This is a genomic window from Streptomyces sp. NPDC006655, assembly GCF_040703965.1.
GTDB lineage: Bacteria > Actinomycetota > Actinomycetes > Streptomycetales > Streptomycetaceae > Streptomyces.
In genome coordinates this window covers 47101-71066 of the sequence record NZ_JBEYJU010000027.1, presented here as the reverse complement: position 1 = coordinate 71066, position 23966 = coordinate 47101, and the positions used below count along the sequence as shown (strand labels likewise).

Genomic DNA, 23966 nt, shown 5'->3' with positions numbered 1-23966 from the left:
GCGTTGCGGCTAGATGCGGTTGGCCATGAGCCCGCGGATGCGGACCACGGTCTGGCCGGTGTCCTCGTGCCGGGCACTCCAGACACCGAGTACGGGATCTCCCTCGAGCCGGATGCGGTGCGGGCCGGATGCGCCGGGCGGACCGCACGGCGGGAAGGAGAGGTGACGGACGGTCAGGGGGTCGGGCGTGACGGACAGGCCCGGGGCCCGTTCCGTCACCGCACGCACGATGTTCTCCACTGCGGCGACCGGCACCAGACAGTCCGGCGGCTGCGGCACCACCCAGAGGTCCGAGGCCGTGCAGCGGCCCACCTCGGCGACGACGCGGTGTCTGCCTTCGGAACTCCAGCGCGTCACCGGCACGACCAGCCCCTGCCACCGCAGCACGGGCGTGTCGGTGAGCAGGGTGGCGTCGGCGGCGTCCGTACCGTGGCCGGCCCGGTGCCGCTCGGTCGGCGTGGCCGCGTGCTGCACCGCCGAACCGGGCGCGCCGAACACCAGCCGCAGGCGGACGGCGTCCCGGTCGTGCGCGCCGCCCTCCGCCCCGTCGGGTGCCTCGGACGGTGCCGCCGGGCGGAAGGTGACGTCCACCCGCCAGCGGCCGTCCGCGCTCTGCAGCGCCCGGACGTCCCGGCGCAGCCGCAGCGGACCGCCGTCGGAGCAGCGCAGTGTGCTCCACGGGACGCGCAGGTCCTCCACCGCGTGCAGCACGTGGTCGGGGAGGTCGGCGGGGGTCACCCACTCCGCCCCGCGCACAGCGTTCTCCAGCAGCATGCCGAGCGGTACGGCGGGCGTGCCGTGGACGGTGAAGTCACCGATCGCCGGACTTGTCCCGGGGTCGAACGTGACGACGCTGCACAGGCGTACGTGCGGCTGGAACACCTCGGGCTCGCCCAGGTGGAAGACCTTGGGGTAGGTCTCGGCATAGCCGGGCAGGCACGTCGGCACGGGGTAGCCGGTAGCCTGCACCGGGTCCAGCGCGCGCCCCAGCGGCCCGACGAAGGTGATCTCGCCGCGGCTGCCGGCGAGCAGCTCCGCCCGCCAGTGGTCCAGCCCCTCGGAGACGTCGAGGGCCGCCATGTAGCGCAGGCTGGCCTCGAAGTTGGAGATCAGCCCGAGTCGGGCCCAGGTGGGCCAGGCGAGCGTCATCACCGGGAAGGACAGGTGCCGTTCCGCCCACAGGCCCAGGCGGGCCAGGCACTCGTTGGCGGCCGCGTAGTCGAACTGGCCGACCATGCCGCCGAGACGGCCGGTGAGCGAGCCGACCGTGCACAGCACCTTCAGCGGTCGGCGGCGCACGGCCCGCACCAGGTGGACGAAGGAGTCGACCTTGGTCGCGACCACGGCGACGACGTCCTCGTCCGACTTCTTGGGCAGCCGGGCCGGCCGGTCGATGCCCGCGTTGTGCACGACGGCGGTGAGGCCGGGCAGCCCGGCGACGAGTGCCTCCACCTGGGCGGCGTCGGTGAAGTCGCACTGCCGGTAGTCCAGGTGCAGTCCCTCTTCGCGGGCGGAGCGCAGCTGACCGACGAGTTCCCAGGTGGCTTCCGCGCGCTCGATGTCGCGGCGGATGTCCGCCACGCCGCGTCCTTGCCGGTGCGCGGACCACAGCTCGGTCCGGCGCTCGGCGAGCCGCTCGGCGGTGTGATCGTCCCAGGTGTCCTCGGCGGGCAGCCGCCCACGTCCGGTCACCACCACGCGCAGCCCGAACTCGGCGCACAGCCGGCGGGCAAGCGCCATGCCGATGCCCCGGCTGCCGCCGCTGATCAGCACGGTGTCGTCGGGGCCGAAGCGCACGGCGGGCGGTCCGGCCGGCACCGCGGCCGGCGTCAGGGTCCAGCGTGCGCCGTCCCGGTACCCGATCTCGCTCAGGCCGGGACGGCCCAGCTCGTCGCCGACCAGCCGGGGAAGCGCCGCACGTGCGTCGAGGGCGACGTCGATGACCCGGACACGGCAGTTGGGCAGCTCCCGGTGCAGTGTCTTGGCCAGGCCCGCCCACAGCCCGCCGAGCGGCTGCGCGAGGTCGTCGTCGGGGTGGTGACCCATGCCGCCGCCCTGGTAGGTGACGGCGAGGTAGGTGAGCCGCTGAGCCGATGTCTCCCGGCTCCACTCCGCGTAGCAGTGCCGCAGGACGTCGAAGGTGCGCATCAGCGCCGTACGCCACCGGCCGCTTCCGGTGGCGGCCGCGAACCGTTCGGCGAGCGTCAGGTCGACCACGGTGTCGGGCACCGGGCCGGCCTCGACGGTGTCCCCGGGGAGCACGGTCGCTCCCCGGGCGCGCAGTTCTTCGCGCACGCGTTCGGCGTCGGCCGGGGCCCCGCCCAGGACCAGCACGCGCCGGCCGGCGATGCCGCGGGCGCTGCCGTCGGCCGGGGCGGGGGTGAGCCGCCACAGCATGCGCCGCACCGGACGGGTCATGGGGTCGGGTCCCGTGACGGCGGACGCCGGCCCGGGCCTCGGCGCACCGGTGACGACCGGCGGGTCGGTGAGCGCGGTCACGAGGTACGTCCCCCTGTCGCGGCCGGGCCCCGGGAGGGCGGGTGCACCACGCCGGTGTCCGGGTCGAGGTACCCGATGACGGTGGCGTCCAGGTCCTTCATCTGGGCCACGACGTGCCCGCCGGGTGCGGCGGCGACGAACCGGTTGCCGGACTGCGGCGCGGCGGAGAACCCGGGCTGGGTGACGTACAGGTCCAGCGATCCGTGGGTCTGGGCCAGTTCCAGGTCGTTGGCGCTCTGGTACAGGTCGATGCGGCGGATCGACAGCGGGGCGGCGACGGGGACGAGCCCGTCCGCCGGGTCCAGCACTCCGGTCCGCGCCAGGGCGTCCAGCAGCACGGTGGGCATCAGGAACTGCGACCAGGGTCCGGTGGCGGGGTCCAGGTCCGGCCGGAACACCGAGCGGGCGCCCAGCGGGTGGCGCCGGGTCGCGGTGGTGGCCCGGAAGGGTCCGCTCAGCAGGACCGGGGCGGACGGTACGTGGTAGGGGTCGACGACGGGTTCCTCGCCCTCTGCGTCCCACCGCTCCCACTTGGGGGCCGTGGGGAAAGCGTCGGACACGAGGACCCGCACGGTGAAGTGCGGTTTGTCCGCCACCAGCAGCACACCGGACGGAGCGATCACATCATGGGTGACGGAGACCGCGACGGTGGTCAGGTCGCCGACCTGTCCGGTGATCCGGGCCGTGATCCGCTTGGGCGTCTGGGAGACGCCGTCCCGCACCTGGAGGAAGTGCAGGAAGCGCAGGTCTTCGAAGGCGACCACGCAGCCGCCCGGCACGAGGGCGAGAGCGGCCTCGGCCGCGATCTCGGTGACGAAGGTGCCGGGCAGCGTCGGTACGCCGCGCACCAGGTGGCCGGTGAGGTAGCCGTCGGTGTCCAGGTCGAAGGGGCACTCGAAGCTCACGGCTCCGGTGCCGTCCTGCCCGGCCTCCCGCCGGGCCGTATGGCGCAGGTAGAACCGTCCGCGGGCGAGGTCGCTCGACCGCTCGCCGGGGTCCGCCGGGGAGCCTGGGGCCGGCGGGGCAGCACCCGCCGGTGAGTGCGTGCCGAGGTAGCCGGGGTAGAACGACTCCACCGTGGCCCGTTCCGCCGCCCCCATGTGCACGAGCGAGGGTATGCGGTCGGCGGTGCCGAGTTCGGCCAGGAAGTGCCGGACGCCCTCGGCGACCGGCATGTGGCTGTAGGAGCCCGCCCGCTTGAAGTACTCGCGGGTCAGCTCGTTGGCGCCCATACCGACCTCGTCCCACAGGGTCCATCCGATGACGAACTCGTCGGAGCCGGTGGTCCGGGCGGCGTAGGCCGCGGCCGTGGCCAGGTAGTCGTTGCCGGAAGCGTAGTCGGCTTCACCGCGCTGTCCGAAGTAGCCGAGCAGGGACCCGAAGTCGCACCAGAGGCGCGGCGGGCGGCCGACGAGCGCCCGGTGCAGGTTGCGGTGCGCGACCAGCTTCAGATCGCGGATGCGCCGGAACTCGTCGAAGTCCTTGTCCTGAATGAGGGCGGAGCGGTTCAGGCCGGGCGCGTTGACGAGCAGGTCGATCCGGCCGTGCTCGGCATGGACGGTGTCGAGGGCGCGGCGCACCGACTCCTCATCGCGTGCGTCGCAGTGCAGGTAGGACACCCGGCCGACGCCGCTGTGCCGGGCCATACGGTCCAGGTTGCGGCGCGCGGCCCGCGCGTCGGCCATGCGGTCGAAGCTCCGGTTGATCTCGGCGACGCTGCGACCACCGGCCTTGAGCTGCTCCCGGATGTACCGGGCGCGGGTCGCCGTGAACTCCTCGTCCGTGCCCTCGAACGTCTCCGCCGGGTAGCTGTCGACCGGGTTGCTGCCCAACGCGTAGATGCGGCTGCCGTGACGCTCGGCGACCGCCGTGAGCAGTTCGGCGGTGATGCCACGGGCCCCGCCCAGGGCGACCACCACGGACTCCCGGTCCAGTGGGGCCGGGCGGCCTTCGGGGGCGGTGGCCGGCTGTGCGGTGAGGATGGGCGCCCGGCGCTGTTCGCCGTCGCGGTGGACGACCGGGAAGGCACGCTCGCAGGCGCGCTCCGCCGCGATCAGGTCCGCGGCCACGTCCGGGTCTTCCGTGGGAGTCAGCAGGGCAAAGCAGTCCGCGTCCGGGCGTTCCAGGCGCACGCACTTCAGCAGGCCGGTGAAGAGACCGGCAAGCGGGTGGGCCGTACCCTGCGGCTCGGCGCCGAGCAGGGCGAAGACCACGGACGCCGGCGTGTCACCGAGGTCGGCGTAGCACTGCTTCACGACGAGGAAGGCCAGGTCGTGCAGGGCGGTCAGACCGGAGTGGTCCGCGGTGAGCGCGGTGCCGGGCGGCGCGGACGCGGTCAGGTCGGTGACGAGGAGCACGTGACGCACCGGGCGCCCGAGTGCGTCCAGGGCGGCACGCAGACCCTCCGGCGTGCTCGTCACCTGCCGTACCGCGGGCCGGTCCCCCGCGACCGGCGCGGTGCTGAACACGGTGCAGCCGGTGGCGTCCCGGGCGAGACGCTCGGCGAGGTCCGGCCGGTCGGTGAGGATCAGCGCGTCGTCCGGCACCGCGGTGGCCACGGGGCCGCGGGGGGCGGCGGGCGCAGGCGTGAGCGTGACGGCGTACCGCTCGACCAGGTCGGTGGACGCGCCGTCCAGAGCCGTGGTCCCGCTGGGGCCGGGGGCGTCGGTGTCGCGTGCCGGCTCGCCGGCGGAGACGACGAGGTGGGTGGCCACGTCGTGGCCGTTCTCCCGGCAACTGATCCGGGTGGTGCTGCCGGTCCGCTGGAGGGCGCGCAGGATCTGCACCCCGCCCGCGGCGCCGAGGTAGTGGCCGGAGCCGCCGCGCGAGCCGCAGTCGAGGACGTCGTGGCCCGCGCCCGTGCCGGCGCGCACATCGACCTCATCGACGATGCCGAGAATGCGCAGTCCGGCCTCCTTTGCGGCACGCTCGGTGGTCAGCCCGAACAGGAAGGCGCCCTCGGCCGGTTCCACCGGCTCCTCGAAGACACCGCTGAGCAGCTCCCGAAGTTCCGGCAGGCTGTTGCCGTTGATGCCGCCGGCGAGCACGAAGTCCAGCTCCCCGCTGCGCAGATAGCGAGCGGCCGTCGCGAACGCCGCCACGGTCGAGGCCAGCCCGGCGTCCACCGTGATGTTGGGGCCCTTGAGGTCGAAGTAGTTCGCCACACGAGCCGAAATGATGTTGGGCATCATGCCCGGGAAGGAGTCCTCGTTCGACGACGGGACCAGGGAGCGGACACGGTCGCGCATCCGCTCCAGCAACGGTGTGAGGTGCGGGCTGCCGGCGAGTTCGGGGTCATGGCGCAGGGCGTGCTCGATGTCGTCGAGGTAGCAGCGGTTGGCGTAGAGCATGGCGGCCCGGGTGGGGCCCATGTGGCCGACGACCACGCCGGTGCGCTCGGTGTGCCGCTGCCAGAAGTCGCCCAGCTGGTCGCGCAGGTCGTGGGCGCAGGCCAGGATCATCAACTGGCAGCGGTCGATGGTCCGTACGGTGGCCGGAGGCATCCGCACCTGCTGGAACGGCGGTGCCGGGTACTGGTCGCCGAACCCGGGCTCGACGTCCCGGGAACCGGCCAGCCACTGGAGGACGTGCTCACGGTCCCCGACGCCGGGCAGCTTGGCCGACCAGCCCACGACGGCGATGCGGTCGGTGCCGCCGGGAAGCGCGGCGGCCGTGCGCTGTCGCGTCTCGTCGGGCGTACGGTCTTCCGTCTCCTCGGTGAGGATCAGGTGCGCGTTGGTGCCGCCGAACCCGAAACCGGAGATCGCCGCCGTGCGCGCCCGGCCGGGCGCGGCCGGCCAGGGCCGCGGACTGCCGGAGATCTCCAGCCGGGTGCGGTCCAGTTCGAACATCTTGGGCGCGGAGGAGAACCGGTACTGGCCGGGGATGGTCCCGTCGTGCAGGGCGAGGATCGACTCGATGAGCGAGACCACGCCCGCGGCCCAACCGGTGTGTCCGATCAGTGACTTGTTGGACGTGACGGCGGTGGGTCGGGTGCTGCCGTAGTGCTCGCGGAGCGTGGTGAACTCAGCGAGGTCGCCGGCCGGCGTGCCGGTGGCGTGGGCGTTGATCCAGTCGATGTCGGCTCCGTCGAGGCCGCCTGCCCGCAGTGCCCGCTGCACGGCCAGGTTCTGCCCGGTGGAGCTGGGCGCGTAGATCGCCTTGCCCTTGCCGTCCGAAGAGGAACCGAACGCCTTGAGCACGCCCAGGATGCGGTCGCCGTCGGCCTTGGCCCGGCTGAGCCGCTTCAGTACGACGACGCCGGCGCCGTCGGCGAAGATGACGCCGTCCGCCTCGGCGTCCAGCGCGTGCACCGCACCCCGCTGGGACAGGCCCTTCAGCTTGGAGAACAGCACCGTCCCGCGTGGGGCCAGCGCGAATGCGCCGCCGCACACCGCGATGTCCTGCTTGCCCATCAGCAGGCCCTTGATCCCGATGTCGATCGCGTACAGCGAGGAGGAGCAGGCCGTGTCCACCATCTGGAGCTGCGTGTCGTCCGGCAGGACTCCCGTCATCGCGGTACGGCCCACCTGGTGCGGCAGGAACCGCGGCGTGTCCGTGGCACCCCGGTGGTAGCGGCCCGACAGGACCTGGTCGACCCGGCTGACGAGTCGGGTCCGCGTCTCCTGTGCGATGTCCAGGCCGCCGGCGATGTCCGCGGTGAGGTGCCGGGCGGCGTGCAGCACGCCTGCTTCCTCCAGGTGCTGGCTGCCGTCCGCGGTGTAGCCCACGTGGAAGGAGAAGCGGTCGGTGTCACCGACGTGCACCCCGTCCAGGGCCTGGACCAGCGAGTGGCGCAGCCACAGGGTGGTCAGTTCGGTCTCGTCAGGCGTCTCCGACAGGCCGTCGAGGACGGCCCGGCCCGGCTCGAAGTCGGTGATGAACACGCAGGTGTCCTGGTACGACTTGTCTTCGGCGGACCGGTCGGGGGAGGAGAACCGGGTCCGGTCCCAACGGTCCTCGGGCACCTCGATGAACAGCTCACCTCCCGTGGTACGCAGGTGCCAGAACGCCTCGGGGCTGTCGGCTCCGCTGACCACGAGACCCATACCGACGACGGCTATCTCGTCGTCCTCGAGGCCGTCCTGGGCGTGCGCGTCCTCCTGCGCGGGGGCGTCCTCCTGCGCGGGGGCGTCCTCGGCGGCCGTCGTGCCGCCCGAGTGGGCCGTGGCCGCGTCGGTGGTCTCCGGGTCCGCCGGCACCGGGGCGGCGGGCGCCGTCGCGGGCGGCGTGGCCACCGTCCCGGCCGCGCCGTTCCCGGCGGTCACTGCCGCCGGCCCGGTCCGCGGGGCCGAGGCCACCGCGTCCGTCCCGTCGGCGGCCGGCCGCGCGGACGGCGACAGCAGGGGTGCCCCGAGGGACAGGCCGCCGTCGGCGAGGATCACCTGACCGGTGATCCAGCGGGCTCGCTCGGAGGCGAGGAAGGCGACGACCTCGGCGAACTCCTCGGGCGAGCCCAGACGGCCGAGCGGAGTGCTCGCCGCGATCGTCTCCTGCATCGCCTCCGCGTCGGGGAAGGCGTCGGCGACCTCACTGACGAGCATCGCCGCCGAGGCGGTGTTCACCCGGATGTTGAAGGGGGCGAATTCCACGGCCAGGTAGCGCGCGGCGGCCTCGACCGCCGCCTTCGCCGGTGCGCAGGCCAGGTAGTTGGCCATGACGAGCTGGGAGCCGCCCAGGGCGGAGACGTTGACGATCGAGCCGCCGCCGGTCCGCCGCATCAACGCGGCAGCCGCCCGGGCGCAGCGCAGGCCGCCCTTGAGGTTGGTGTCGAGGGCCTTGTCGAGATGCTCGTCGGTGACCTCGGGGCCGGGGACGAGCGCGCCGTTGGCGGCGTTGTTGACGAGGATGTCCAGCCGCCCGAACCGTTGCTCGACCTCGGCGAACATCCGGTCGACCTGCTCGGGGCGGGCCACCGAGGCGCGCAGCAGGTCCACCCGGGCGCCGCGGGCGCGCAGTTCTTGCTGCGTCCGCTTGGCCTCATCGTGCGAGTGGAAGTAGTTGACGAGGACGTGGGCGCCGTGGTCCGCGAGGGCGGCGGCGATGGCCTTGCCCACGTTGCGGGCCCCACCCGTGACCAGTGCGATCTTACCGCTGAGGTCCTTCATGGAAGTCGTTCCTCCGGTTCGCTGGTTCACGCCGAAGCGCCCTGGAGCCGGTGACCGCTGAGTTCGTGGTGGATGAGGTCGGCGATCCTGTCCAGCGTCTCGTGGTCCGCCAGCCGGAAGTCCGCGTCCCGCGGCGGCAGACCGAAGTGCTCCGACGCCCGCGACAGCAGCTCCACCTGCTTCACCGAGTCCACCCCCAACTCGGCCTCCAGCAGCACACCCGGCGTGAACACCTCCTCCGGGTACTCCAACGCCTGCGCGTACAGCCCCCGCACCGTCGCGAACACCTCCTCCCGCGACGGCACACCCGCACCCGCCCCGCCCCGCTCGGCACCGGCCGGCTCCGCCGGACCCGTCTCCACCGCGCCGACGCCGCGCAGGCCACCCAGCTCGTGGTGGATGAGGTCGGCGATCCTGTCCAGCGTCTCGTGGTCCGCCAGCCGGAAGTCTGCGTCCCGCGGCGGCAGACCGAAGTGCTCCGACGCCCGCGACAGCAGCTCCACCTGCTTCACCGAGTCCACCCCCAACTCGGCCTCCAGCAGCACACCCGGCGTGAACACCTCCTCCGGGTACTCCAACGCCTGCGCGTACAGCCCCCGCACCGTCGCGAACACCTCCTCCCGCGACGGCACACCCGCACCCGCCCCGCCCCGCTCGGCACCGGCCGGCTCCGCCGGACCCGTCTCCACCGCGCCGACGGCGTCCTCCGGCGCGGTACGGAAGTCCGACAGCCGCCGGTTCACCAGCGCTGCGATCTCGTGACCCGTGGTGGTCCAGAAGGTGGAGAACTCCGCGGCGGACAGCTCGGGCGCCAGGTACCGGCGCAGGGACTCCAGCCCGTCACCGGTGGCAAGGCCCGTGCGCCGCAGCTCGGCCAGGGTGTCAGGCAACCGCAGGGTGTGGTCGCGGCCCACGGACAACGTGGACAGCACGGTGAGACGGTCGACGGTGCTCAGGTTCTTGCGCACCAGCGAGGTGAGGAGCGCACGCCCGCCGGCCTCCACGAAGACCCGCGCACCCTGCTCGTGGAGGAAGGCCATGGCCGAGGAGAAGCGCACCGGCAGCGTGAAGTGGTCGGCCAGCCGGTCGCCGAGGCTCTCGTCCTGGTCGTAGAACCGCTGGAGGATCGGCGAGTACACGGGCGTGGCCAGCGGGCCGCGCGGCAGGTCGCGTACCGAGGCCGCGAAGTCGGGTGCCACGGAGGCGAGTGCCGGGTGGTGGAACGCGAACCCTGCGGCCAGCTCGACGCAGCCGGTCCCGAGGTGGCCGGCGATCGCCTTGACCCGGGCGATGGCCTCCCGGGGACCGCTGAGCACGGTCTGGGCGGGGTGGTTCTCGGTGGCCACGGCCAGGCCCTCGTCCTCCAGGAGTCCGATCAGGTGCCGGGTGCGGGCGGGCGAGGCGGCGAGCGCGACCATCGCTCCGGTGCCCCCGTCCTTCCTCGCGATGGCGGCCGTGCGGCTCAGCACGATCCGGGCACCGTCCTCCACGGAGTAACCGCCCGCGGCCACCAGCGCCGTGATCTCGCCGAGGCTGTGGCCGACCAGGGCGGACGGCCGCACACCGTGCTCGGTCAGGATGCGGTGTGCCGCGAGCCCCGCTCCGTAGATGGCGAGCTGCGACACCCAGGGCTCGTCCTCGAGCAACTCGGTGAGTTCCACCGGGGTGGCGCGGAACAGGGTCGATGACAACGCCCGGCCGTGCGTCTGCCGCGTCACGGTGTCGATCCGTTCGAAGACGGCCCGCACCTGCGGGTAGCCGTCCGCCGCACGGCTGAGCGCGGCACCGTCGAAGCCGCCTTGGCCGGGGAAGAGAAGGACGGGGTCGGCGTACTGCTGCGTACCGGTCATGGTGAGGTTCCTCCAGAACGAGGTGTCACGGGGCTGTGCCCCAAGCAGCCGCGCAACGGCGTCGGTGCTGCCTGCGTGACGTCGGAGTGGGCGAGGGCGTGGCTCAGGCAGCCGTACTGCGCAGAAGCAGCTCACCCATCAAGCCGAGCCGTGCCGCGAGAAGCCGGTCGGCGAGCCGGGCCGTGGCCTCCGGCCGGCCGGGGACGGCATGCAGCAGCCAGCGCAACATGCGGATCTTCAGCGGCAGTCCGCCCTCTTCGTCGAGGAAGTCGAACAGCTCGCGGAAGGTACGACGGGAGTAGAACTCGGTCGGCGGAACGGCCGTGGCGAACAGACCGATCATGCCGCGTGCGTGCCAGGGGCTCCGGCTCATCGCCTCGATGAGCGCCCGCTCCTCGGCACTGTGGTCGAGGATGCGCGCGTAGTCCCGTGTGTAGTCGTAGTGGTCGCGGACGAGCGCGTCCCGGGCCCGGCCGTACGACGCCAGCGCCGGATCCACGCCCTGGCCGTCGGAGAGTCCCCGGTGCACGGCGTCCGCGAGGAGTTCGGCACCCAGCACCGCGTGCGTGATGCCGGACGCGGTGATCGGGTCCCGGGTCGCGGAGGCGTCACCCACGAGGGCCCAGCCCGGACCGTGCGCGGTGCGCAGGAAGTTGGGGACGGAACCGGTCAGCCAGCGACCGGCCCGCCGGCCCGCTCGGACCTCTTCGGCAAGGTCCGGGTCGACATCGGCCAGGGCGGCGACGACCGTCCGGTCCGTGGCCTCGTCGCCGCCCGGCGAGGGGAAGTCGGTCGTGGGCCAGGCCACCCCGACGATGGACAGCCCGTCGTGGGTGGGCCAGGTGAAGGGATGCCGCCGGTTCTTGCGGTAGGTGCGCACGAGGGAGGACTGCGGCAGTCCCTCCCAGTACGTCCACAGGCTTTTGCTCAGCACCGGTTCGGCGCGGTACTGCTCCGCGCCCACCAGTCGGGCCACCTTGGAGTTCTTGCCGTCGGCGCCGATGACGACGGCAGCCTTCTCCTGGAAGCGGCCGGAACCCTTGGTGGTGCCGGCGACACCGACGACGGTGCCGTCCTCGTCGCGCAGCAGTTCCTGGACGGACGTCTCCTCGCGCAGTTCGGCACCGGCGTCGACCGCGCAGCGCACGAGGGCCTCGTCCAGCTCGACGCGCGGCGGTGACAGGGCGTAGTCGACGTCCTCGACGGCGGGCAGCGCGGCCTCCAGCCGGACCGGGCCGCTCTGGAGGCTGTAGCGGGTGATCCGCGGGATGGCGTGGTCGCCCAGGCGGTCCAGTACACCCCACTGCTTCAACCGCTGGACGCCCGGCGGGTGGATGAGGTTCGTGGACGATGACGTCGGGCTGGGAAAACGTGCCCGGTCGACCACCAGCACCCGGTGTCCGAGCCGCGCCAGCAGCAGAGCCGTGGATGCGCCGGATATTCGCGCACCTACAACAATGGCGTCGTACACGAAGGCCCCCGTCCGTCACAAAGAACTCCGGGCGAGAACCCGGCCCGAGCAGCGTAACAACACCGCCCGATGGTCCGTCAATCATTTTCGGACCGCCCCGTTCCCCCCTATTTCCACTGAGTGAGAAACCGAGTCTCGGTCTTCTCGCAGAACGAGAAAGAAGCGTTGTCCGCCCGAAAAACGGATCGATTTCTCAGCCACCGAGAAACTGACCACAATCCTCGAGAAATTCAGTTCGCATCCGGCTACGCTGCACCAAGTCCGGGCGTGTACACCTACAGGAGTGAGCAGAGTGCTCGATTCGACACAGGCCCCCTTCCCTGACAGCCACGTCGTGGGCAGCGGACCCGAACCGCACCCCTGGCTGGCGCCCGCCGTCGCCCTGCTGGGCAGGTGGCAGGGAACCGGCACCGTCGGCTACGGCACCATGACGGAGGACCTGACCTACGCGCAGCAGATCACCTTCAGTCACGACGGACGCCCCTTCCTCCACTACGACGCACGCGCGTGGCTGACGGACGCCGAGGGCCGGCCCGTACGCCCGTCGGGCCGCGAGACCGGATGGTGGCGGGTGATGCCCGACGGTTACCTCGAGGCGGTGGTCGCCCATCCGACGGGGATCGTGACCACGTATGTCGGCCGCATCAACGGCACCGAGATCGAGCTGGCGTCCCGGGACATGGCCGTCACTCCGCTGGCGAAGGAGGTCACCGCGTCCCGGCGCCGCCTCACTCTCGACGGGGACGCGTTGACGGTCGTGCAGGAACTCGAGGCGGTGGGAATGCCGCTTCAGCAGCATCTGTCCGCCCGTCTGCGGCGCCGTCCGGTCTGACGGGCGCGGGCTCGTGGAATTGCGGTGGTGGCGGTACGACACGCCGGTTCCCGAGGGCTTCACCGAGCTGCTCGACGCGGCGGAGCGCGCGCGGGCGGCGAGGTTCCGCTTCCCCGTGCACACCGCCAGGTTCGTCTGGGGGCGGGCCATGACGAAGCGGATCGTGAGCGCAGCCACCGGGGTGCCCGCCCCGGACGTACGACTGGTCCGTGCGCCCTGTCCGGACTGCGGTGACACCGCACACGGCCGACCGGAGATCGCGGACGGCGCGGTACACATCAGCCTCTCGCACAGTGAGGGCTACTCGGCCCTGCTGCTGTCGCGACGGCATCCGGTGGGGCTCGACATCGAGCGGGTGCGGCCCATGTCCGTCGACACCCTCGCCCCGGTGACCCTGTGCGCCGACGAACGTGCCTGGGTTCTCGACGAGCCCCCGGGCGATCGCCGCTCCCTGGCCTATCTGCGCTGCTGGACCCGGAAGGAGGCGGTTCTGAAGGCGGTGGGCACCGGAGTCGTGGGCGACCTGACCTCGATGGAGGTGCGCCCGTGGGAGCGGGTGGCGCGCGTCCCGCACGGCAGCAGCGGAGGGATCTGCGACTGGCGAGTGAGCAACGTCAGACCGCTCCCCGACCTCATGGCAGCGGTGGCACGACCGGCCGAGGCGAGCGCACCCGTCGACCTGCGCGGGGCCGGCACCGGCTCCGCGGCACCGTCCGTCCACCCGGCCGCGAAGGAGCCGCGCCGAACGGAAAAATTTAGCCAACTCCGTTAGGGAGAGATGTCAGTCACACTCTCCCTCGGCCGCCCCCGTGTACCGTCCACTGAACACAACGGATTGACACGGGGGCTGTGACATGCATTGCATGCCGTTGATCACGCACTTTGGGGCGCTATGTCCCGACGGGTTCCGAAAACCTGGCCATTCGCAGAAAAACGTGCAGAAGCACCTCGCTCAGCACCATCACCTCTCGCGGAAATCGCGCTGTGGCACCACCGCCTGACGGTTGCATTCCTTCCTTTTCCGCATCGAGAGGTGAATCCATGCAGCACAGCGCTGTCTATCACTCCGAGGCCACGTCCACGAGTCTTTGCCCGCCGCGGGAGAAGAGTCACACAGAACGACGCGAGAGCGCATCCCGTGCGGCGGGAACGAGTTACACCGAGCGGGTGTTCCGACTGTTGCATGCCTTCACCCAGCTCGGCGGCGAAGTGCACGGACTGGCGGAACTGGCGCGAGCCTCCGCACTGGACGATTCCACCGTGTACCGGATACTGCGTTGCGGCATTCAGCAGGGCGCGTTCGTGCAGGTCGCCCGAGGCCGCTACCGGCTCGGGCCCGCGGCCGTACGGCTGGGCACCCAGGCACTGACGCCCCGGCTGCAGGACCGGGCCCTGAGCAGCTGCCTGGAACAGCTGCGTCTCGCCGCCGACGGCGGCCTGGTGTTCCTGTACGGCCTGACCAACCTGGGCCACCCGCAGCGGCATTGCATCGACATGGCGGTGGGCTCCTCGGACCTGTCCGAACTGGGCCTGCCGCCGCGGGACCTGATGAGCATCAACCGCTCCCTGCGGATCGGCGCCTCGGGCCGGGCGATCCTCGCCCATCTCTCCGACAACCTGCAGCAGCGCGTCCTGGCCGAGAAACTGCCGCCGGCCGTCGGTCCCGGGGTGTACCGGGGCCGCAACGAGCTGCTCGCTTCCCTTGCCGAGATCCGGGCCAAGGGTTACGCGGTCGGCTATCAGGAGTGTGTCCGGGGCTGGGACTCCGTCGCGGCCCCCGTGCTGTGGGGCGGCACCGTACTCGGCTCGGTCGTCCTGATGAAGCCGTCGTCCCCGCCGACCGTCGCCCGGGACCGGTACGAACGTGCCGTCACTTCCACGACCGCCGAAGTGGGCCGGCTGATCGGGGGGTTCTGACCGCACAGCGGTCGTCCGGCGATCCACCCCTCGTCTCCCCGCGGGGCCCGCGCGCGTGCCGTCGTCCGGCCCGCGCGGACCCCTCGGGGTCCGCGCGCTCAACGCGGTGCCGTGACGGCCCGGCCCTCCGCCAGTGTGTCGCCGCTGTCGTCCTGCGACCGGCGCAACCCCCGCCTGATCAGCAGGTGACCCGCCTCGCCGATGAGCAGACCTGCGACGACGATCGCGGCGGACGGCACGCCGAGGTAGCGCATGTCCACCACGTGATCGAGGAGGAACGCACCGATCACGGGGGCGAGGGAGACACCGATGTAGTTCGCCGACGAGCTGAGAGAGATGGACATCTGCGCCACCGCCGCGTTCACCCCGGCGAGCCGGTGCTGGATCGGGACGAGCATCGCCCAGCCGCAGGCGCCCCACAGCATCACGGCGACGAAGGCGGTCGCCAGGTGCCGGCTGGTCCACGGGGTCGTGGCGAAGACGACGACCGCGACGACCCCCGCCGTGTTGATCACCACCCGGTTGCCGAACTTGTCGGTCAGCCGTCCGGAGCTCATGTTGCCGACGACGGCCGCGATGCCCCAGGCGAACAGCAGCCAGGCCAGGGTCCTGCCGCTGCCGCCGGTGGCGGGGGCGAAGATCTGGCTGACATAGGTGTAGAGGATGAACAGGCCGCTGTAGCCGACCAGAACCAGCAACAGGGTCAGACCGATCCGCGGATCGGCGATCGGCGACAGACGCTGTTTGAGCGTCGCCGCCGGCGGGTTCGGCACGGAGGGCAGAGCCGCCGAGATGGCGATCGTGGCCAGGACACCGACCGCGGCGACGAAGAACATGGTGCCCCGCCAGTCGGTGAATCCGCTGATCGCGGTGCCGATGGGGGACCCGAGGGCGGTGGCCGCGCTCAGGCCACCGAACAGGATGGACAGCGCGGTTCCCCGCCGCTCCGGTCCGGCGAGCGCAACCACGGCTCCGGCTGCGGTCGGGGTGAACATGGCACCGCCGAGCGCGGCCATCACGCGGAAGCCCAGTGCCGCCCCGAACACGGGCGCGAGACCGGTGCCGATGTTGCCCGCGATGAACACGCACAGGCCGCTGATCAGCAGCACCCGGCGAGGTACCCGGGCGGCGACGGCCGCCACGACAGGCGAGAGGATGGCGTAGGACAGCGCATAGGCCGTGATGAGCTCCGCGCTCGTGGACACGTCGACGTCCAGGTCCTTGGCCACGCTGGGCAGGATGCCGGCGACCACGAAGCTGTCGGTGCCGATGGCGAACATTCCGATGGCCAGCGTGATGAACCGCAGGATGAGCCCTTTGTCTGTCTTTGCCATACGAGATTCCCCTGGTCGACACCGAGTCCGGACGCTGCCCAACGGCAAAAGGCTCAGCTATCCGTTATACGGAATCGGACCTTACTCCACCCTCACGGCATCCCTCAAGTGTTACCGTTAGGCCATGGACGCTGCCGACTCCCCCGCCGCCACGCCGATGACGCAGGTGCCCGGCGAGGGCCGCCATGTCGCCCTGGCACTGGTGAACACGGAGTTCGACCGGCCCCAGGGCCCCTACGACGGACTGGGGGACGCGCACGGTGCGATCGCCTGGTTGACGGAGCGCGGCCTGGTCCCCCCGGGAGTCGCGATCGGCGAGCGGGAGAGGGAGCGGCTGTGCCGGCTGCGCCACTCCCTGAGGAAGTTGCTCGACGCACACGTCAAGGGCACCACCCCCGATCCGACGGCCCTGTCCGCGCTGAACAAAGCGCTCGCGACGGCTCCCGCCGTGCGTGAGGTCCGTTGGGAGGAGGAGGGGGCCGTGGTGGTGACGCGCCATCCGGGCGACGATGCCCTCGACGTCGCCGTCACCGTGATCGCGGAGGATGGCGTGGACCTGCTGACCGGACCGCCCAGCGGGCGTCTGGCCGTCTGCGGCGCGTCGGGCTGCACCCGCCTGTTCGTCCGCAATCATGGCGCCCGCCGCTGGTGCTCGGACCGCTGCGGCAACCGCGTCCGTGCCGCGCGCCACTACCTCGACCACCGCTCGGCACAGCACCCGCCCGCGTGAACAGCCGCTGATGCGCGGAGCCGGAAGATCTCCGGTGCCGCCAGACCAGCACGATCGAGCCGCCGAGCTGCTGGTGGGCGGTCTGGATCAGGTCGCGGTAGTCCTTCCAGGAGAAGCTCTCGCGTCCGCCGGGCCGCGCGTCCGGGCAGGGCCGGTGGATCAGCCGTGAGGGTTCACCGGACGTGTAGCAGGCCAGTGCGGCCACCGATGAGCGGCGGCGGCCGCGGCCCCGCACGCGGGTCACCGGGGTGTGGCCGCGACGGGACCAGGTGCGGGTGAGCCAGGCGTCGAGCGCCGCCACGGACCGTCCACGCTCGGCCAGGTCTCCTTCACCCAGCCGGCCTTGGCCGGCTCCCGCTCGAGCGCGGCGAACAGTTCGTCACTGAGCAGCGGCAGCGATGCCGGGCCTTTGGAGGCCAGAGCCCGGGGCCCGTTCTGCGACCAGGCTCTGCGCCACCGCTGAACCGACCGGCCCAAGAAATTAGCAGGTCAGAGACCCTTTGCAGCAGGCTCGAGGATCGCCACGCACTCCACGTGATGCGTCATCGGAAGCATGTCACCCGGGTGAACTCAGAGAAAACCGCAGGTCAGGTCCGTCCCTCGTCTCCGTCTTGGGGCCACCAGGTGCGAAGAGCGTCAAACGAGCGTCACGGCGGACGCCCAGTGATCCCAGCAAGGAGTGCACCAGGCGCCGTCCCCGTGGTCAGGTTCAGGCTTCGGCGCTCACACGAGGGAAGCATGATCCTTATCAGCGTCGATCGTTTGGGACGCCCCATTCAGACGGCACCTCGCTCAGGAAGCGGATGACGTACTCCCCGCTGACTTCGTTCCGGCCACCGGAAGCACGTACTCACCGTAGACGGAGAAGCGGTCGCCGGCGACGGAGAGGTCGCGGCGGGCAGCAGGTGTCTCGGCGTCCGGTACGTCGTAGGCGCGCACCCTGGGGTCGAACCTCTGGTAGGTGTCCAGCGCATCGAGCCAGGTACGGCTCCGGCGCAGCGTCCACAGCGAGTACCGGGCGATACGCAGGGTCTTCGCCGCGTCGGATGACAGCGGTGCCCGGTGCGCCTCGGCCCACGGAATGAGGTTCTGGGAGCGGTGCTGGCTTCTGGCAGTCCGCCGGGGGACTGACCCGTTCGTTCAGCGGGGCCCACGACGTCGAACGTCAGGAAACGGGGAACCAGGCCGACAGGCGCTTGGCAATAGCCGGTACATCGATGTTGTCCTGCGCGACTTCCTCGACGAACGGGCCAGCCACGGAGACGGGTGGCGGGGCGGTACTGGCGCTGACGCCGTTGAACCGCAGGAAGACACGCATGGCAAGCCAGGCGGTGCGCTTGTTGCCGTCGATCAGCGCGTGATTGCGAGCGACGGAGTGCAGCAGTGCCGCCGCCTTCTCGTGCAGCGTGGGATACAGCTCGGCCCCGAACACGTTCGTCCGGGGCCGTTCGATCGCTGACACCAAAAGTCCCATGTCACGCACGCTGTGCTCGGTATCGTTGACCGTGCGAGCGATGGCCAGGATCTCGTCGATATGGATGTAGCGCACTTGGGTCACTTCAGGTAGTCCAGGATCTCCGCATCGCTGTCCATCAGCTCGGCCAGGACGTCATCGACCTTCAGCTCGGCCCTGTGCTGGGCGTCACGGATGGCCTCTATGGCAAGTTCCTGCTTACTGCGACCCTCCCGACGAGCCCGCTCGGTGAGCTTCGCGTCAAGGTCGTCGGGGAGTCGGAGTGTCATCGCCATACAGGAATGATACCGGACTGGTATCTGGGTAGTGAGGTGATACCGGCCACTCAAGACCTCGGACCACGACGCCGTCCTTCGTGGCCCGGTCGGGCCGCGGTCTCGGTTCCGAGGTACGTGCGACGAGACAGCAGCACCCCCGCCGCCGGCGAGGTGCAGTCGGCCCCCGGAACCGGAGTCCTTGCCCCGCGCCGACGGCCCGTCTGCGGCCCAGGGCCGGAGAGGTCCGAGGTTGAGGCTTCCGATATTCGAGCGTCATCCGAGCGTCAAAAATTCTGCATTGTGCATCGCCACGTCGCCGCGAGACCTACGCCGGCCCTTGAACCTGCAGCTCAGAGCGTTCTGCACAATCGAACCTCAGTCGACGCATTCCGCGAGCGAAAACAGGTCGAGCTGACCACCTGAAATGCAAAACGGCAAGTCAGCGGCCCTTTTCGGCAGGCTCCAAAAGAGCCACGCACTCCACGTGATGCGTCATCGGAAACATGTCCGGATTCCCCAGCTGGAGAAAACCGCGGGTAAGAGAGGGCCTTTCCCGGGCACCGGAACGGCCTGCCCCGGGCCGGAGCGTCATATGAGCGTCACGGGCGTGCCCCTCTGAGGCCGTCATTCGGCCCCGGCTGCTGCCCTTGATCAGCCCGCTTCGGTCAAGGCTGCGTGCGCGGCGGCGAGGATCTCCCCGGAGAGCGGGGAGCCCTTGGTGGCACGGGACAGGACCAGCGCACCGAACAGCGTGCAGAGCCGGACGATGCCGTCCTGGTCGTCACTGGCCAGGAAACCGGCGAAGTCGGCCACCCCCTCGGCGTAGACGCGACGGGCCTCGCGCCCCCCGCCCTCGCGCGCGATGTCGGTGGCGAGCGCGGCGACCGGGCAGCCGTCCGCCGGGTCATCGCGGTGCTCGACGGAGAGGTAGGTGTCGATCAGCGCCTGCTGGGCGGCGGCACGCTCACCGTCGTACCGCTCCAGCCCGGCGCTGTGGCGTTGGGCGAGCTCGGCGAAGGCGTGGGCGGTGGCCTCGTCGACGAGCGCTTCCTTGGAGGCGAACTGCTTGTAGAAGGCGCCGTGAGTCAGACCGGCCGCCTTCATCAGGTCGGCGACGCTGACCTGCATGCCCTGCTCCCGGAACAGCCGGGACGCGGTGTCCACCACCCGCCTGCGATTCTCCTCCGCCTGCGCCTGTGATGCGCGACCCATGACCACCTCACATTTGGATGTCAATTGGCATCTATCATAGCCCCCGTGTTTAGATTGCCATCATCATCTAATTCCTTGCGGGTGGCCGACGGCGCCCCCGACAGCCAGGAGTGAGCATGGAACTGGAGAACGCGGTCGCGGTCGTGACCGGCGCCAACCGGGGCTTGGGACGGCACCTGGCCGCCCAGCTCGTCGAGCGCGGCGCGAAGGTGTACGGCGCGGCCCGACACCCCGAGACGGTCGACGTGCCGGGCGTCATCCCGCTGCGGCTGGACGTCACGGACGAGGCGTCGATACGGGAGGCCGCGCGCGTGGCGTCCGACGCGACACTGCTGATCAACAACGCGGGCATCTCCACCGGCGCGTCGCTGATCGGGGGCGAGGTGGCCGAGGTGCGCCGGGAGATGGAGACCAACTTCTTCGGCCCGCTCGCCGCGACACGATCCTTCGCCCCCGTCATCGAGGGCAACGGCGGCGGCGCCGTACTCAACGTCCTGTCCGTCCTGTCCTGGTTCCACCCGGCGGGACTCGGCTCCTACGCCGCGTCCAAGGCCGCCGCCTGGGCGCTGACCGGTGCCACCCGCGACGAGCTGGCGCCCCGCGGCATCGCTGTCTCGGCGCTGCACGTCGGCTACATGGACACCGACATGGCCGCCGGTGTGCCCGCCGAACAGAAGGTCGCCGCCGCCGACGTCGCGGCCCAGGCCCTGCACGGGATCGAGACCGGCCTGCCCGAGATCCTCGCCGACGAGACCAGCCGGTACGTCAAGCAGAGCCTGTCCGTGGCACCTCAGCCGAACGCGGACTGACGCTCACCCCTCCACTCCAGCGCAACCACCTTCACACCCCTTCACACCCCTTCGTGCCCCTTCGTGCCCCTTCATGCGAGGACGTCTCATGCGTTACACGACCTTCGGCCACCGGACCGGACTGCGCGTCTCCGAGTACGCGCTCGGCACCGCGAACTTCGGCACCGGCTGGGGCGCAGGCGCCGAGCCGGACGAGGCACGCCGGATCTTCGACCGGTTCGCCGAGGCCGGCGGGACCTTTCTCGACAGCGCGGACGGCTACCAGTTCGGCGAGGCGGAGGAACTGACCGGAAAGCTGATATCCGCCGACCGCGACCACTTCGTCCTGGCCACGAAGTTCGCCCTCGGCGCCGCCCCGCAGCCGGACATCTCCAGAACCGGCAACAGCCGCAAGACCATGGTCGCCTCGGTCGAGGCCAGCCTGAAGCGCCTGAGCACCGACCACATCGACCTGCTGTGGGTGCACTTCCCCGACCAGCTCACACCGATGGAAGAACTCCTGCGCGGACTCGACGACCTGGTGAGCGCCGGCAAGATCCACCATGCCGCGCTGTCCAACTTCCCGGCATGGCGCGTCTCGCGCGCGGCAACCCTCGCGGACCTGAAGAACTGGGCCCCGATCGTGGGGATCCAGCACGAGTACAGCCTCGTCGAGCGCACCGCCGACCGTGAGCTCCTGCCCATGGCCGAGAGCCTCGGGCTCGGGGCCGCCCTGTGGTCTCCGCTCGGCGGCGGACTGCTCACCGGCAAATACCGCAGCTCCTCCGAGGGGCGCCTGCGCGACCTGGGCATGGTCATCCACACCGAGAGCACCGACCAGAAGACCGCCGTCGTCGACACCGTTCTGGCGATCGCCGAGGAGACCGGCCTGAGGCCCGCCCAGGTGGCGGTGGCCTGGGTGCGCGAGCGCGCCGCCCGTTCCGTGGCCACGCTCGTCCCGATCATCGGCCCGCGCAACCTCTCCCAGCTCGACAGCTACCTCGGCGCCCTTGACGTCCACCTGACCGATGAGCAGTACACCCGCCTGACCGAGGTCAGCGCGGTGCCGCTCGGTATACCCCACGAGGGGATCGCCGCCTCCCTGGACCGCCTCCAGGGAGGCGCCGCCGACCGCGTCACCGCCCCGGTCGTGCCGGTGGCCTGATGGGTGAACGCGGCTGAGGACGCGGTGCGCCAGCGCGCGGCCAGAAAAACAACACGAACCATCTCGTACTGGGAAAAGCCCGGGGCGAACGGAGCCCCCGGCCTTTCACGGACGGGAACGGAACGGAGACGACGATGAAGGCTTTCATGGTCGAGAACTACGGCGCCCAAGCCGGGATGCGCGCCGCCGAAATACCCGACCCCCAAACAGGTGCCGACGACGTCCTGGTCAAGATCCACGCGGCGGGCATCAACCCGCTGGACCTCAGGATCCGCAACGGAGACTTCAAGGCGTTCATGCCCTGCCGTCTCCCGCTCGTTCTGGGCAACGACCTCGCAGGAACGGTCGTCCGGGTCGGCCCGTCGGTCACCCGCTTCGCGGTGGGCGACGAGGTCTACGCCCGGCCCGACAAGGACCGCATCGGCACCTTCGCCGAACTCATCGCCGTCCACCAGGACGACCTGGCACCCAAACCGGCCACCCTCACCATGGCCGAGGCCGCCTCCCTCCCCTGGTCGCCCTGACCTCACGGCAGGCACTGGCCGAGCGGGCACGGGTTCAGCCAGGCCAGAAAGTCATCATCCACGCGGGCGTCGGCGGCCTCGGCTCCATCGCCGTCCAGCTGGCCAAGGCGCTGGGCGCGCATGTGGCCACCACCGTGAGCACCGCCAAGGTCGACTTGGCCAAGGACCTCGGCGCGGACGTCGTCATCGACTACCGCACCCAGGACTTCGAAGAGGTCCTCGACGGCTACGACGTCGTCCTCGACAGCCTCGGCGGCGAGAACCTCGCCAAGTCCCTGCGCGTTCTCAAGCCCGGCGGCACAGCCATCAGCGTCGCGGGGCCGCCCGACCCTGCCTTCGCCCGCGAACTGGGCGGGAACCCGATCCTCCGCCTGGCCATGACAGCCCTCAGCTTCACAGCCCGGCGCAACGCCAAGCGCCACGGTGTGTCGTACTCGTTCCTGTTCATGAAGGCCAGCGGCAACCAACTGCGCGAACTCACCCCCCTCATCGACACGGGGAAGGTCCGTCCCGTCATTGACCGCGTCTTCCCGTTCGAGCAAACCCTCCAGGCCATGGAATACGTGGAGAAGGGACGGGCAAAGGCCGGCAAAGTCGTCGTCGCAATGACGTAAGGGCGGTGACGAGTCGCAGGCGCCCGTCACCTCCGGCAACAAGAAGTCCCCGAACACCCCGCTCCCCGCCACGCCACCTGAGGACCCGGCCATGAGCACGCCGCCCAGCTCCCCCACCCCGACGTCGTACAAGAACATCCCGAACCGCTCCGTTTCCGTGCGTGGCGTGACCTTCGTCTACCGGCAACTCGGCCCGGACGACGGCGTACCACTGATCCTCCTCAACCACCTGTCCGCAGTCCTGGACAACTGGGATCCCCGCGTCGTCGACGGACTCGCCGCCCGGCGCCCGGTGGTCACCTTCGACAACCGCGGCGTCGGCGGGTCCGGCGGCACCACACCCGACACGATCGAGGCGATGGCCCGCGACACCGTGCTGTTCATCCGGGCCCTCGGGTACGACAGGGTCGACCTGCTCGGCCTGTCGATGGGCGGCTTCATCGCCCAGGTCATCGCGGCAGAAGAACCCGATCTTGTACGCAAACTCATCCTCGCCGGCACGGGACCCGCCGGAGGCCCCGGCATCGACAAGGTCACCAGCCTCACCATCAGGGACACCATCGAGGCCGTCCTGACCCGCAAAGACCCCAAGCAGTACCTCTTCTTCACCGGCACCGCGGATGGCCGCCGAGCGGCCCACGCCTTTCTGGCCCGGCTGAAGGAACGCACGGACGACCGCGACAAAGCCATCTCGCTCTCATCATTCCGCGCCCAGCTCAAGGCCATCCACCACTGGGGCCGCCAGGCACCGGCCGACCTGTCGCGCATCCACCAACCGGTCCTGGTGGCCAACGGTGAGAGCGATCGCATGGTCCCGAGCGTCAACTCAGTCGACCTGGCGGCCCGGCTGCCCCAGGGCGAACTCGAACCCCTCTACCCCGACGCCGGACACGGCGGTATCTTCCAGCACCACGACAGATTCGTCCCGCGGGCGCTTGAATTCCTGGAACCGTAGCCAGCCGCCTGGCAGGTCCAGGCCCTGCCCCGCACCCACGAGGTCGGCACCAGGAAATCCGTCCTCGCACATCGCCACCATGAACAGTTACCTCGGCTTCAGCCGGCACCCCATTCGCTGCTTCGCCGCGCTCGCGGCCGGGCCACCCCGTCTGCAGTGCGCCGGGGCGTGCCTGCAGACGGCGGAACCATCGTCTACGTGACCGCCCCTCTCCGGGAGAGAAGGGCCTGAGCTCTG

General features: G+C 70.8%; 16 protein-coding genes and 2 pseudogenes. 8 read left to right on the top strand and 10 right to left on the bottom strand.

All coding sequences use genetic code 11. From position 1 onward, the window contains the following. Positions 1 to 9: 9 nt before the first annotated feature. The 4 genes from AB0958_RS17995 to AB0958_RS17980 all read right to left on the bottom strand — a co-directional run bounded on the left by AB0958_RS17995 (position 10) and on the right by AB0958_RS17980 (position 11927). Positions 10 to 2499, bottom strand: a complete 2490-nt coding sequence (locus AB0958_RS17995) for an SDR family NAD(P)-dependent oxidoreductase (RefSeq protein WP_366891384.1) — start codon at positions 2497 to 2499, stop codon at positions 10 to 12. Next, positions 2496 to 8606, bottom strand: coding sequence for an SDR family oxidoreductase (locus AB0958_RS17990; protein WP_366891383.1), 6111 nt, complete (start codon positions 8604 to 8606; stop codon positions 2496 to 2498). The genes AB0958_RS17995 and AB0958_RS17990 overlap by 4 nt, the downstream gene beginning before the upstream one ends. 26 nt (positions 8607 to 8632) lie before the next feature. Further along, the gene (locus AB0958_RS17985) at positions 8633 to 10456 is read right to left on the bottom strand and encodes an acyltransferase domain-containing protein (RefSeq protein ID WP_366891382.1); all 1824 of its coding nucleotides are present in this window, start codon (positions 10454 to 10456) and stop codon (positions 8633 to 8635) included. A gap of 103 nt (positions 10457 to 10559) precedes the next feature. Then, entirely contained in the window at positions 10560 to 11927 is a 1368-nt protein-coding gene (locus tag AB0958_RS17980; RefSeq protein WP_366891381.1) for an NAD(P)/FAD-dependent oxidoreductase, read from the bottom strand. 292 nt (positions 11928 to 12219) lie between these two features. Here AB0958_RS17980 and AB0958_RS17975 point away from each other — a divergent pair, with 292 nt between their 5' ends. The 3 genes from AB0958_RS17975 to AB0958_RS17965 all read left to right on the top strand — a co-directional run bounded on the left by AB0958_RS17975 (position 12220) and on the right by AB0958_RS17965 (position 14676). Beyond that, a complete protein-coding gene (locus tag AB0958_RS17975; RefSeq protein ID WP_366891380.1) occupies positions 12220 to 12759 on the top strand; it encodes an FABP family protein in 540 nt (179 codons plus the stop codon). 13 nt (positions 12760 to 12772) lie between these two features. Further along, entirely contained in the window at positions 12773 to 13531 is a 759-nt protein-coding gene (locus tag AB0958_RS17970; protein WP_366891379.1) for a 4'-phosphopantetheinyl transferase superfamily protein, read from the top strand. A gap of 395 nt (positions 13532 to 13926) precedes the next feature. Further along, the gene (locus tag AB0958_RS17965) at positions 13927 to 14676 is read left to right on the top strand and encodes an IclR family transcriptional regulator C-terminal domain-containing protein (RefSeq protein ID WP_366891378.1); all 750 of its coding nucleotides are present in this window, start codon (positions 13927 to 13929) and stop codon (positions 14674 to 14676) included. Positions 14677 to 14774: 98 nt separating this feature from the next. Here AB0958_RS17965 and AB0958_RS17960 read toward each other — a convergent pair whose 3' ends face one another. After that, positions 14775 to 16010 carry an MFS transporter gene (locus AB0958_RS17960; protein ID WP_366891377.1) on the bottom strand — a complete coding sequence of 412 codons (1236 nt, stop codon included), beginning with the start codon at positions 16008 to 16010 and terminating at the stop codon, positions 14775 to 14777. A 124-nt stretch (positions 16011 to 16134) separates the two neighbouring features. On the opposite strand from AB0958_RS17960, the gene AB0958_RS17955 reads away from it, so the two are divergent. Next, a complete protein-coding gene (locus AB0958_RS17955; protein WP_366891376.1) occupies positions 16135 to 16740 on the top strand; it encodes an ABATE domain-containing protein in 606 nt (201 codons plus the stop codon). Between the two features lie 40 nt (positions 16741 to 16780). Here AB0958_RS17955 and AB0958_RS17950 read toward each other — a convergent pair. From AB0958_RS17950 to AB0958_RS17930, 5 genes and pseudogenes are all read right to left on the bottom strand, one after another. Then, positions 16781 to 17041: pseudogene (locus AB0958_RS17950) on the bottom strand (DDE endonuclease); the annotation flags it as partial. Positions 17042 to 17532: 491 nt separating this feature from the next. Beyond that, complete coding sequence (locus tag AB0958_RS17945; RefSeq protein WP_366891410.1) at positions 17533 to 17823, bottom strand: hypothetical protein; 291 nt, start codon at positions 17821 to 17823, stop codon at positions 17533 to 17535. 82 nt (positions 17824 to 17905) lie between these two features. Continuing rightward, positions 17906 to 18298: a type II toxin-antitoxin system death-on-curing family toxin gene (locus AB0958_RS17940; RefSeq protein WP_030566794.1), complete on the bottom strand. Its 393-nt coding sequence runs from the start codon at positions 18296 to 18298 to the stop codon at positions 17906 to 17908. Continuing rightward, positions 18295 to 18489, bottom strand: a complete 195-nt coding sequence (locus AB0958_RS17935) for a ribbon-helix-helix protein, CopG family (RefSeq protein ID WP_216719094.1) — start codon at positions 18487 to 18489, stop codon at positions 18295 to 18297. The genes AB0958_RS17940 and AB0958_RS17935 overlap by 4 nt, the downstream gene beginning before the upstream one ends. A 633-nt stretch (positions 18490 to 19122) precedes the next feature. Continuing rightward, positions 19123 to 19683, bottom strand: coding sequence for a TetR family transcriptional regulator (locus AB0958_RS17930; RefSeq protein ID WP_366891375.1), 561 nt, complete (start codon positions 19681 to 19683; stop codon positions 19123 to 19125). Between the two features lie 116 nt (positions 19684 to 19799). On the opposite strand from AB0958_RS17930, the gene AB0958_RS17925 reads away from it, so the two are divergent. The 4 genes and pseudogenes from AB0958_RS17925 (at position 19800) to AB0958_RS17910 (ending at position 23729) form a co-directional block, all read left to right on the top strand. After that, entirely contained in the window at positions 19800 to 20492 is a 693-nt protein-coding gene (locus AB0958_RS17925; protein ID WP_366891374.1) for an SDR family oxidoreductase, read from the top strand. Positions 20493 to 20580: 88 nt separating this feature from the next. Next, positions 20581 to 21636, top strand: coding sequence for an aldo/keto reductase (locus AB0958_RS17920; RefSeq protein ID WP_366891373.1), 1056 nt, complete (start codon positions 20581 to 20583; stop codon positions 21634 to 21636). A gap of 134 nt (positions 21637 to 21770) precedes the next feature. Next, positions 21771 to 22774 (top strand): annotated as a pseudogene (locus AB0958_RS17915) (NADP-dependent oxidoreductase). Between the two features lie 91 nt (positions 22775 to 22865). Beyond that, positions 22866 to 23729 carry an alpha/beta hydrolase gene (locus AB0958_RS17910; RefSeq protein WP_366891372.1) on the top strand — a complete coding sequence of 288 codons (864 nt, stop codon included), beginning with the start codon at positions 22866 to 22868 and terminating at the stop codon, positions 23727 to 23729. Positions 23730 to 23966 lie beyond the last annotated feature (237 nt).

Excerpts from the sequence above, each read along its gene's own strand:
- AB0958_RS17955 (WP_366891376.1), top strand. The coding sequence starts at position 16,135 with ATGGACGCTGCCGACTCCCCCGCCGCCACGCCGATGACGCAGGTGCCC.
- AB0958_RS17925 (WP_366891374.1), top strand. The coding sequence starts at position 19,800 with ATGGAACTGGAGAACGCGGTCGCGGTCGTGACCGGCGCCAACCGGGGC.
- AB0958_RS17910 (WP_366891372.1), top strand. The coding sequence starts at position 22,866 with ATGAGCACGCCGCCCAGCTCCCCCACCCCGACGTCGTACAAGAACATC.
- AB0958_RS17990 (WP_366891383.1), bottom strand. The coding sequence starts at position 8,606 with ATGAAGGACCTCAGCGGTAAGATCGCACTGGTCACGGGTGGGGCCCGC.
- AB0958_RS17985 (WP_366891382.1), bottom strand. The coding sequence starts at position 10,456 with ATGACCGGTACGCAGCAGTACGCCGACCCCGTCCTTCTCTTCCCCGGC.
- AB0958_RS17930 (WP_366891375.1), bottom strand. The coding sequence starts at position 19,683 with ATGGGTCGCGCATCACAGGCGCAGGCGGAGGAGAATCGCAGGCGGGTG.
- AB0958_RS17920 (WP_366891373.1), top strand. The coding sequence starts at position 20,581 with ATGCGTTACACGACCTTCGGCCACCGGACCGGACTGCGCGTCTCCGAG.
- AB0958_RS17935 (WP_216719094.1), bottom strand. The coding sequence starts at position 18,489 with ATGGCGATGACACTCCGACTCCCCGACGACCTTGACGCGAAGCTCACC.
- AB0958_RS17960 (WP_366891377.1), bottom strand. The coding sequence starts at position 16,010 with ATGGCAAAGACAGACAAAGGGCTCATCCTGCGGTTCATCACGCTGGCC.